The organism is Arcicella rosea, from assembly GCF_014204325.1.
GTDB lineage: Bacteria > Bacteroidota > Bacteroidia > Cytophagales > Spirosomataceae > Arcicella > Arcicella rosea_A.
Map to the genome: position 1 here is coordinate 116728 of NZ_JACHKT010000005.1, position 11409 is coordinate 128136.

General features: G+C 31.0%; 8 protein-coding genes. 7 read left to right on the top strand and 1 reads right to left on the bottom strand.

All coding sequences use genetic code 11. From position 1 onward, the window contains the following. Window positions 1-17: 17 nt before the first annotated feature. Window positions 18-788: a class I SAM-dependent methyltransferase gene (locus HNP25_RS05165; RefSeq protein ID WP_184131323.1), complete on the bottom strand. Its 771-nt coding sequence runs from the start codon at window positions 786-788 to the stop codon at window positions 18-20. A 202-nt stretch (window positions 789-990) separates the two neighbouring features. On the opposite strand from HNP25_RS05165, the gene HNP25_RS05170 reads away from it, so the two are divergent. From HNP25_RS05170 to HNP25_RS05200, 7 genes are all read left to right on the top strand, one after another. After that, a complete protein-coding gene (locus tag HNP25_RS05170) occupies window positions 991-2229 on the top strand; it encodes a GWxTD domain-containing protein (protein WP_184131326.1) in 1239 nt (412 codons plus the stop codon). 644 nt (window positions 2230-2873) lie between these two features. After that, on the top strand, window positions 2874-3584 hold the full coding sequence (locus tag HNP25_RS05175; RefSeq protein WP_184131329.1) for a hypothetical protein: 711 nt from the start codon (window positions 2874-2876) through the stop codon (window positions 3582-3584). Between the two features lie 100 nt (window positions 3585-3684). Then, window positions 3685-5259, top strand: coding sequence for a hypothetical protein (locus HNP25_RS05180; protein ID WP_184131332.1), 1575 nt, complete (start codon window positions 3685-3687; stop codon window positions 5257-5259). 426 nt (window positions 5260-5685) lie between these two features. Further along, a complete protein-coding gene (locus tag HNP25_RS05185) occupies window positions 5686-7365 on the top strand; it encodes a capsule assembly Wzi family protein (protein WP_184131335.1) in 1680 nt (559 codons plus the stop codon). 51 nt (window positions 7366-7416) lie between these two features. Continuing rightward, window positions 7417-8256, top strand: a complete 840-nt coding sequence (locus tag HNP25_RS05190; protein WP_229202795.1) for a polysaccharide biosynthesis/export family protein — start codon at window positions 7417-7419, stop codon at window positions 8254-8256. Window positions 8257-8296: 40 nt separating this feature from the next. Further along, window positions 8297-10690: a GumC family protein gene (locus HNP25_RS05195; RefSeq protein ID WP_184131339.1), complete on the top strand. Its 2394-nt coding sequence runs from the start codon at window positions 8297-8299 to the stop codon at window positions 10688-10690. Window positions 10691-10740: 50 nt separating this feature from the next. Further along, window positions 10741-11400, top strand: a complete 660-nt coding sequence (locus HNP25_RS05200; protein WP_184131341.1) for an acylneuraminate cytidylyltransferase family protein — start codon at window positions 10741-10743, stop codon at window positions 11398-11400. Window positions 11401-11409: the final 9 nt, after the last annotated feature.

Consider the following 11409-nt stretch of genomic DNA (forward strand, 5'->3'; position numbering starts at 1 on the left):
GATTTTTTTTACAATTATTACTTTGTTGCAATATAAAAAAAATCAAAACATTCTTCGGCATCGTCTGAAAGGAAATAATCTTCATGAGTAATTCCAGTGACCAATTTGTCATCTGAACGTTGAATTATATTTCTGCTCATTCGGTTTGCAATGTCGTAAGGGATTTGTAACATCCATCTTGGCAGGCGATATTGCAAGTTAAAAATGTCAAAACGAGTGATTTTTTCAACCGAACGTTTATTTTTTTCGTAGTAGTTCATTACCTTTTCATTACCATGAACTCCTTGGGTTTGAATAGAAGAAAAATGCTTTAAAATAAGATTTTTAAGTTCTGTTGCTAAGTATTCCCTTACGTGCCAAGGATTTCTTGAAAGCGAATATTTTTTATTTACTGTTGTTAAAATTAATTTTCCTCCTGGTTTTAAAACTCTATGTGCTTCTTTGATAAACTCATTATCATCTTCAATGTGTTCTATTACTTGAAAAGTCACAATATAGTCAAAAGTATTATCTGCCAAACCTTTTAATGGCGGCAAAAACATATCAATAAATTTGAAAGAAGGATATTGTATGCTTAGTTGCGTCATCAAAGGCTCATTTTTATCTACACCTGTAAAGTTCGCAACAGAAGGAGCTAAAACGGCTACACCACGCCCAGTTCCGCAGCCAATTTCAAGTAAGTTTCCAGAAACGATTTTAGCAGCTTCAATGTATGGGAATAATAATCTTTGATGAACAGGATTATCTGAAATGATTTCTGAGGAAGCAATTTCGGTTGTTTTGTACATGATATCAGGTAAAAAAGGAAATAATTTTTAATTTTATCCCAAATTTAGGGCATTTGCTTGACATCAGGAAAATACTTGTTAAATTGAATTCGTTATCAACTCAAATTATCTTGTCGAATTTGTAATAATTGACATATTTATATTTGTTAATTTCCTAATATAAACGCTTTGAGCTTGAAGCTTATAGCTATTCTTTCAACTGATGAAAAAAATACTTCTATTCATTCCAATCATTTTGTTTTTGGCAAGTTGTAGCCCTACAGCTCCCAAGAAAACCAAAGAACAAGGCGAAAGTAAAGTCCTTTTACAAAGATTTTTAAGTAAAAGCCGATTTCTGGATAATGGCTCTTCTGTAAGAATTTTTTTAAGTATAGATATTGACAGAACTTTTACACTTGCTGAAGCTAGTAAAGATTTTGTGATTTCATATAATCTTTATCCAGATTACAGTGCCAAGCAAAATAGTTTAAGTACTGGAAATGTTGCTATCAATACTGAGAATGCAACACAGGAAGGAGGATTGTTGACGGTTTGGTTTGATATTCCCAAGCCGAAGGATTTATTAACAGGCTTGGCTCTTGCTGAAATTAAAGATTTAAGAACTGGGAATAAAATTTTTAATGATTGTTTCTTGAGATTTCAATCGGGTAAAGTAAGCGATTACTTTATGTTTTATGATAAAACAGGAAAAACGCCACTGGCTAGAAACTATTTTACGGTTCAAGATACTGTTGTTTTGAGAAGTCTTTCTGAGAAAGAGCAAACTTTTAAAGTTTTCAAATATCGTTATGATTTTGACGCAGCTATTTCACCAATGTCAACTACGCCAAGAGCGGCTTCAAAAAGTTTGTTTGTGGATTCTTCATTTACCATTTCAAGTAATAAGCCTTTTGTCTTAAAAAGTGATGCACTTTATTATTTCACAAGAGATACTACTGAATCGTACGGAATAGGAATGGTCGTTGGAGATAAGCGATTTCCTAAAATGACACGTCCAGAGAAATTAGTAAGACCATTGATTTACGTAAGTACTAATGCTGAAACAAGTGATTTGTATAACTCCAAAGATTCGAAGCGTTCTCTTGATAATTATTGGTTGAATATCATGCAAGGAAACCAAGGTACAGCAAAGAGGACGATTAAATCATATTATCAAAGAGTAGAGCAAGCAAATCGATTATTTACTACTTACAAAGAAGGTTGGAAAACAGATAAAGGAATGGTTTATATCGTAATGGGCGACCCGACGAGAATTACCAGAACAAAAGACAAAGAAGTTTGGACATACACCCGAAATAGCCAGTATTCAGAAGTAAACTTTACTTTTACTCGAAGAGCGAATCAATTTGCAGACGACCATTATGAGTTACAACGTTATGCAGAATATCAATCCATTTGGTTCCCAACAGTAGAACAGTGGCGGAATGGCGATAAGATATAATGTGAACAGGGATTAGAAAGATAAAGACTTTTTAATCCCTGTTTTTTTGCAACTGATAAGAATCACAATGCTTTCAATCTCCTTTCAACCCAGCTTAACCTTCTTAACCTTTGAATAGTTGCTTAAAACCCGTAAATTTTATGTTGAATTAAGATGATATTTAATGAAATCTTAACTTTCAATTCTTCATTTAATCCATTATTTCAATAATTTTTGATTTCTTCATAATTCTTTAATAAATACAATTTTAAAATAGTCTAGCTTTAGTAATTATTTTTCAAAAGTTAATGTGGATAGGAATAATCGTTAAATCAACCTCCATGATACTTAGAAAAGTTTAATTGTGCACAGAATTAAAAGAACTGTTTGAGGACTTATGAGTAGTTAAAACTAATGTTTTATGTTCAATGATGGACTATAAATTTTGTTTTATAGTTTAATTGGCAAATATTATTTTGAATATTGATTTTTGGTCAATTTAAGGATAAAGCAATATTACTATTTTGATAAAGAATAACAAATTTCAGATAAAATATACCGTTTAATAATTTTTTTGTTTGAAAATCGAAAATTGTTCTTACTTTTGACTTAGAAGAATACAAAAATTCTAAGTTTTATCATAGTACTTGAAATTTTAATTCTTTATGCAGTCTAAACGCTATCTAACTTTCATACTATTTATTACGGCATTTTATTTATGCCCTAATAGTAATGTTTGTGCGATAGCCGACTCAACAAACGTTCATAAACATAATGGATCAATCGGTGTCTCTCTAGGAACCAACGGACTAGGATTAGAATTCGCTAAAGCCACTCGTTTTAAAAAAATATATTGGCGTGTTGGCACTACTTATCTTCAGTACCATAGATTGTTTAATGTCAATCTAAATACTAAGTCAACTATCAATATAGAATCTGATTTAAAATTCAACCAGATTTTTTTAGCAAGTCAAATTTATCCTTTCCAAAAGTCATCTTTTCATTTAATCGGAGGAGCTAGTTATTTGTATAATTTCAATGTATCAGCATTTATTGATACAAATACAGGAATTAGTTATGAAGGCGTTGAAGTTAATGCAGAGGATTTTGGAGAAATTAGTATTAAGGTTGATTGGAATAAAATAGTTCCTTTCGTAGGTTTTGGATTTGGTAAAATTATTCCTAGAAAAAGACTTAGTTTTAACGGAGAGATTGGTTGCTATTATATGGGTAGTCCAGTAATAAAAAGTGAATACTTTGGCATTTTGGACACTACTAACGCAGATGAATTAATACCGATAATAGAAAGAAATATCAAAGATTATTCTTTTTTACCTTTTATTAATTTAAAAATTAGATATAGCATTGGAGATTAAGTACGGAGTTATTAATTTGATTTATACATGATTCTAATCTCTTGAATCGTTTGTCTGAAATCTTAAAGTCCTTTAGTCCAATGACCAATAAAACAGAAAAATGAAATACTTTGGTTACTCCATATTATTGATTTTTTTTGTAAGCTTATTTAATGCTTGTAATAATCCATTAGAAAACGTTTCTATTAAGATAAAGGATGCATTAACTGAGTCAGCGATTAATTTAACGTACAGAAATGCAGTAACAAGCGATACAACACTAAAACCCAAAAATATTAAATTTACTTTTTTGGGGGAAGATGCAGAAGGCATAGTAAGTTCAGTTGGGAATAATAAGATTAATATTAGCAGAGAAGGATTGTTAGGAATTGCGATTTCTCCAGAGTATTCAAAAAGACCAGCGAACATTAAGGTTGTCGCTCAATTAGAAGGATACTTAACTGATATTAATCAAGTAACAATACAAGGCAAATCAAATATCAATAGAACGATAAGAATTTTCAACATCAACAACTTGCCATCTGGTATGAGTGTTGATTTAAAGGAATTAAATACTAAAGATATTGCGACCCAAACAGTAAGTTTACTTACGAATGGTCAGAAAGAAAAAGTTAGTTTAGTTGCGAATAGTGGTACAAATGTAATAGATAAATCAGGTACTGTTTTGTCAGGTAAGTTTGAAATGCTTTTGAGTCATTTTGAAAATAAAGCCAGAGAATTTGTTCCTTCAAATTACACTGTGTATCAAGCAATCGGGATTGATAACAAAATATTACCTCCCTTTGAATTTCAATCTTATGGCTTTTTTTCATTTAAAATAATAGATGAGAAATTTGAAGAGGCTAACAACCTTTCTAAACCATGTTCTGTAAGTATTGAAATTAATGAAGATAGTTACCATACAAATGGAACAAGATTAAAAGAAGGAGATACTATTCCATTTTGGGTTTATGCGAATAATACTTGGAAAATGTTAGATAATCCTATTTTAAAAAGAAATGCAAACGGTAAATTATCAATTACAACAAGTATTTCATCGCTTAGTTATTATGCTTTAGGAGAGATGTTTCCTGTTTGCGAGAAAGGGCCAATGCTAGTTGTAAATAGTGCAAATAAAGGATTGGATATTTATCATTACAGTCGATTAATTGAAAAATCATCAGGAAAGAATGTTGGAGATTTATATTTGAGCTTGAATAATGGGGCAAGGTATTCTTTAACAGGTAGAAGGAAAAATACAGTTTATTTGCAAGTATTTAATTACAATAATCAGTATGGTGGAGATTTATCAAAGCCTATTTTCCAAACTGAGCCTTTTGATTTATGTGAGGAGAAAACAATTCCAGTTAATATAGCGACTCCTTCACCACAACCTATTAACGTAGAATTAATCATAGAATGTGCAAAGGGGCAAGTAGTAAATAATGAGACAGTTCCAGCTAAAGTAGATATACAATTCCAACCCAAAGGAGCTTCTGCTAATGATTGGAGAGATTTAATGACACTCACAAGAAATCAATTGAAGGGTAGTACTTATAAACTAAAATATGGAAGTACATATTCAATAAGAGCTTCACCTAATCCAGCACAGGGTTGGTTGTTTTACAAAAGAGATACATTAATAAATACATATAATTATCGTTTTTATATTGAGAATAAAGATTATTGTAAGTAAGAAACTCTTGAGTACTTAATCTAAAGTTTTGAGTGAGGAGTTTTGGGAATTACATATGTGGTTTTTGCTAAATAATATTTTAGGTAATGAATTATTATTGAAAAATTGATTTAGGGTATGTCTAAATTTTAGAGTTATCTATATAATCAAATATTTTATATTATTTAGGCGTCAGCATTTAATGAATTTATACTGTTTGAGCGATAGCGAGTTTATAAATTCTTGACTTTCTTTTGTTACTTTTCTTGTGTCAAGACAAGAAAAGTAAGGTCTTGTAAAAGGGAATATTGTTTTTGGTACAAACAAAATACAAATATATTCTTTAGAACTTTAATTGTTAAATAACGTCGTTTGTTATACCTAAATTAATTATTTTAATTAGCTTTAAAGCTTAATATTGAAGATTACATTAAACAATTCGATTTGATGAGAAAATTTACTAAACTGTTAACCATTTTAATGCTATCATTTTTATACTTACTCGTTTTTCAAGCAAAAGCGCAAGTAGTATATGAACCTAGCTATAAAACAGTTTATCCTTATCTATCAAGATTAGCCCAAAAAGGAGTGATTGATTTAAATGATGTAGTATTACCCTTATCTAGAAATTATATCCTATCCAAATTAGATACACTCAATAATCATCCAGAACGACTTACTTCTCTTGAGAAAGAAGAGCTTGCCTTCTACCTCAAAGAATATACTATTGAGAAAAATTTAAATAAAGATTTTAGTGCAGAGAAGCCATTTCAAAGTATTCTTCAGGCAAAAACGAATGATAGAATTAGATTTGCCGCCTATCAGGATAAACAATTTTCATTTAATCTTCAGCCCATTGTAGGGTATCAAATTGAAAATAATGATAATACAACGATAAACCAACGTTGGATTGGGGCTTGGATTTATGGTTACCTCGGTAAAAACATAGGTTACAGCGTAGATTTTAGAAACAGTCAGTTGAATAATTTACCTGTAGGTTTTGATTATAAACAAAATTTTAGTTCAGAACCAGGTAGAATAGGTGATTTATTGCTAGGAGGAAAGCGATTTGATTATAGTCTTATTAATGCCTCTGTTACGGCTCAATGGAAATGGGGTTATGCTACTTTTGGTAAAACTCCTCTGACAGCAGGCTACGGTACAGGTGGCAAGATTATCTTATCTGATAAAGCTCCTACTTATCCGCAAATACGCCTAGATATTAATCCAGTAAAGTGGTTATCATTTACTTATGCCCATGCTTGGTTGAATTCTAATATTATTGATTCATCTTCTATTTACAGTACAGCAGTACCAGGCAGAAAACAATTTTCCTACAGAGAGAAATATCTAGCATTTCACGCCCTGACGATAAAGCCACTCAAAGGATTAAGCCTTTCTGTCGGCGAATCAGTAATCTACAATGATCAATTGAAAATCGCCTACATGATTCCTATTGCTTTATTTTCAGGCATGAATCATTATTTGGGTGAGGCAAATACCACACAGAATGCAACAAATACTATTGCAAACTCTCAAATATTTGTACAGTTAAGTTCAAGAAATCATATTCCTAAAACGCATTTGTATGCAGGCTTTTTTATTGATGAAATTGAGTTTTCTTTGACAGGTGGAAATGCTAGTGAGAGAAATGCCAGAAATCATACTGCTTATCAAGTAGGTGTAAGTGTAGCTGATTTTCCCATCAATAATTTACATTTAACATTAGAATATTCTAAAGTACAGCCGTTCAACTATGTACATTTTATTCCTGTACAAACTTTTCAAAGTAATAATTTCAACTTAGGTCATTGGATAGGATCAAATGCTGACCAGTTATTTGCTCAGTTACATTATAGAGTATTAAGAGGGTTGGATGTTAAACTAATTTATAATTATGTCAGGAAAGGAACTGTAGGAACTGGAGTTCAGCAAGCTGACTTTAGAGATATTTATCCATTTTTATGGGGAGATTTAAAAAAGTATAGCTATTTCCAGACCCTTTTGCAATATGAATTTATTCACGATTTATTTTTCAAACTGAGCTATCAACACAATGACTTGAATCAGCAAAATGTATCTTCCAATAAAAAGATATTTTCATTTGCTTTAAATTATAGTTTTTAATCACATACAATCAATAAGAAAATCTCAAAAATCATCTTCAAATCAAATTTTATGAAGAATTTATTTAGTAAAAAATGTATTTCAAAAGATATAAAGCTATTGCTGATGATGGCTTTGTCATTATCTTTTTTCACATCTTGTTTAACTACAAAAAATGTAACTTATTTTCAGGGCTCTGACCCTTTAGATACATTACGCTATTCTACTTTAAAAACGATAGCACCACTTATACCCAAAATTCAAACAGATGATATTTTAGCGGTTACAGTGAGTTCATTGAGTGCAGAATCAAATGAGGTTTTTAATTTTCAAAATGTAACGCCATTAATTACTTCAAATTTTCCGGGAGTTACAAGTAATGGAGTAGCAAGAAATCAGCCTTTAGGTTATTTGGTTGATCCTTCAGGAAATATAGAAATGCCCTTGATTGGTAAAGTTCATGTAGCAGGTTTAGCTTTGGAAGAAGCAGGGATTAAGATTAAAGGAGAGTTAGGCAAGTTTTTAAAAGAGCCAACAGCTAACGTACGTTATCTTAACCAAAAATTTACGATATTGGGAGAAGTCAATAGACCAGGAATTTATAATTTGTTAGATAATCATACTTCTTTGCCGGAAGTAATAGGTGTAGCAGGAGACTTAACTATATTTGGAAGAAGAGATAATGTGATGCTAATGAGGACTACCGAGGGGAAAAGAGAGATTATTAAACTAAATCTTAACTCAAGAGAAGTTTTAGAAACGCCCTATTATTTTATTAGAAGTGGTGACATAATTTATGTAGAACCAACCAAAGGGAAACTTGCTTCCTCTGACAGAACTTTGCAGTTAATCCCTATTGCCACAGGTGTTACAACATCTTTAGTATTATTACTAAATCTACTATTCAAGTAAATTGTTAGAAATTTTTTTAATTTAATAATTTTAATTAATCATGGCTGAGAATTCTCTTGATTTTGCTGAAAATAATGAAGACAACTTCGATATTAGAAAAGTCTTTTTGATGTATTTTAGGTATTGGTATTTGTTTGTTATTTCTATCGGAATTACTATTATTGGGGCTTATTTTTATTTACGTTTTACAACGCCTATATATAACGTTAATGCCGTACTTTTAATTAAAGATGAAAAAAAGGGTATAGGTGGAAACGATATGTTGAAGGAGCTAGAAATGTTCTCTGGCAATAAGATTGTAGAAAATGAGATGGAGGTGTTAAAATCTCGTACTCTAATTACTAAAGTGGTTGATGATTTGAACCTTACCGTTGCCTATTTTCAAAAAGGCAAAATTCGTTCATATGATGAAATTTATAAATCTTCACCGATTTGGGTACAACATGGTGAATTAAATGAAATAGCATTTAAAGAACCGTTGTTTATTCATATTATTAATCAGCAAAAGTTTGAGTTAAGGAATAATAATGGTGAATTAATGGGGACTTTTGGCTATGGGCAAAATATTAAGAGCAAATATGGAGCCTTTAGGGTATTTATCAATGATTCTTTATATCGTCATGACGATGACCTTATCAAAATAGCATTTTTGGAAAAAAATTCTTTAATAGAAAATCTTCAAACACAAATTAAAGTAGAATTACTTAACCAAAAAAGTACTGTTCTTAAACTCTCTTTAGAGAACCCTTTACCATTGAAAGGAAGATCAATTTTATCCAAATTAATTGAATCATATACTTTTTCTGCTTTGACAGATAAAAATATGGAAGCGACTGCTACTTTACAATTTATTGATAAACGTTTACGCTTAATTACAGGGGAGTTAGGAGATGTAGAAAAAGATGTAGAGAATTATAAAAGTTCTGAAGGAATTACAGATTTGAGTGTTGAGGGTAATTTATTCTTGGAAAAAGTCAAAGAAAATGACACAAAACTGAATGAAGTAGATATCAATTTAAAGGTATTAGATGGCGTAGAAAATTATCTTAAAAGTAGCCAAAGTGGTGTAGCTCCTGCTACTTTAATGGTGAATGATGCAGTATTAATTGGGTTATTGAGTAAACTCAATGAATTAGAGTTACAAAGGGAAAAGTATGTAAGAACTGTTCAAGCAGATAACCCAATTTTAGGAACAGTCAACACACAAATTGCCAATACAAAAGCAGCCATTCGAGAAAGTATTACCAATCAGAAACAAGGCTTACAAGTAACAAGAGCAAGTTTAAAGAGTTTAAATAGTCGTTTCGAGTCATCAATACGTACTATTCCAAAAAAGGAGAGAGAGTTCGTTAATATAAAAAGACAGCAAGGTATCAAGGAAAGTCTTTTCTTAATGCTATTACAGAAAAAAGAGGAGACTGCCATTTCTTATGCCTCGACTGTTACAGATAGCCGTTTAGTTGATGAACCTTACAGTAATCCTAATCCTGTAAAACCCAAAAGCAGAATTATTTATATTATTGCTATGATTATTGGTTTAATTTTACCAGCAGGCTTAATTAATCTGAAAGAATCCTTTAACGATAAAATTCAATCAAAAACAGAGATTGAAAATGCTACTGGTATTACTGTATTTGGAGAAATTGGTAAAAAACCAAAAGAAATGAAAGACAATATTGTAGATATGAAAAGTACATCCTTCTTGGCTGAACAATTTAGAACACTACGTACTAATTTACAATATGCAGCAGGCGGTGTTAATGTAGATGGAAGAGGGAAAGCAATTTTATTGACTTCTTCTATCGGTGGAGAAGGAAAATCATTTGTCAGTATCAATTTAACTGCTAGTATTGCTTTATTGGATAAAAAAGTAGTGGTACTTGAATTAGATTTACGTAAACCAAAAGTATCTGAATATTTAGGGGTATCTCGTGAAATAGGTATTTCTAACTATTTAATTGGTCAAGCTAAGGTAGAGGATATTATCAAGCAAAGTGCATTAAATCCTAATATGTACGTTTTGCCTTCTGGTCCAATTCCGCCAAACCCTTCAGAATTATTATCGAATGGCAAAATGGGCATATTAATTGAAGAGCTAAGAAAGCAATTTGATTATGTGGTGTTAGATACGCCTCCAGTAGGTCTGGTGACAGATTCTACTATTTTAGGTCAATATGTAGATGCTGTCTTTTATTTGATGCGTTATCAACATACCCCTAAATCCTATCTAAAGGTCTTGAAAGACTTGAAGAGTAAAAACAAATTCAAATCGTTAAATATAATTTTTAATGGAGTTGATTATCGTAACTCTAAAGAGTATGGATATGGATATGGATATGGATATGGATATGGTTATGGTTATGGCTATGGCTATCATGGAGATACCCAAAAACCAACTTTTTGGACAAAATTAAAGAATAATTTTAAAGTCTAGAAGTTTACCTGTAATCAAGAAATACCTCCCCAAAAAAATTAAAATTTAAGATGAAAATTACCGCTGTTATTCCTGTTAGGATAGGCTCCCAAAGGGTTAAAAATAAGAATTTAAAGCCTTTTGGCGATACTACGTTGTTAGCATTAAAAATTGATAACCTTCTAAAAGTTAAAGGTATTTCTGAAATTATAGTTAATACGGATTCTGAAGAAGCTATAGAGTTGGCTAAATTTAAAGGAGTTGCCTTCCATAGGAGAGAAGATTACTTTGCATCTTCCCAATGCACGAATAGTGAGTTTTTACAACATCTTGGGCTGGTAACAGAAACAGATATTTTTGCATATTGCCCTTGTACAACTCCTTTTATTAAACCGTCAACTATTCAAGAAGCAATAGATTTATTTCTTTTGAGTAATGAACATGATTGTTTAGCTACAGTATCTACAGTAAAAGAATTCTTATGGTTAGATGGTAATCCTATAAATTATGAAAGAGATAAGCAACCCAATAGTCAGAATTTACCTAATATTTATGCCTTGAATTTTGGATTAAATTTAATTTCGAGAGATAACTTGATTAAATATAAGAATATAGTAGGTCAAAACCCAATTTTCACAGTTACTAATGAGATTGAAGGTTTAGATATAGACACTCCTTTAGATTTTTTTGTAGCGGAGCAAATTTATTATAAAGGACAAGATTCATTTTAAATGTAAGTG

Excerpts from the sequence above, each read along its gene's own strand:
- HNP25_RS05165 (WP_184131323.1), bottom strand. The coding sequence starts at position 788 with ATGTACAAAACAACCGAAATTGCTTCCTCAGAAATCATTTCAGATAAT.
- HNP25_RS05170 (WP_184131326.1), top strand. The coding sequence starts at position 991 with ATGAAAAAAATACTTCTATTCATTCCAATCATTTTGTTTTTGGCAAGT.
- HNP25_RS05175 (WP_184131329.1), top strand. The coding sequence starts at position 2,874 with ATGCAGTCTAAACGCTATCTAACTTTCATACTATTTATTACGGCATTT.
- HNP25_RS05180 (WP_184131332.1), top strand. The coding sequence starts at position 3,685 with ATGAAATACTTTGGTTACTCCATATTATTGATTTTTTTTGTAAGCTTA.
- HNP25_RS05185 (WP_184131335.1), top strand. The coding sequence starts at position 5,686 with ATGAGAAAATTTACTAAACTGTTAACCATTTTAATGCTATCATTTTTA.
- HNP25_RS05190 (WP_229202795.1), top strand. The coding sequence starts at position 7,417 with ATGAAGAATTTATTTAGTAAAAAATGTATTTCAAAAGATATAAAGCTA.
- HNP25_RS05195 (WP_184131339.1), top strand. The coding sequence starts at position 8,297 with ATGGCTGAGAATTCTCTTGATTTTGCTGAAAATAATGAAGACAACTTC.
- HNP25_RS05200 (WP_184131341.1), top strand. The coding sequence starts at position 10,741 with ATGAAAATTACCGCTGTTATTCCTGTTAGGATAGGCTCCCAAAGGGTT.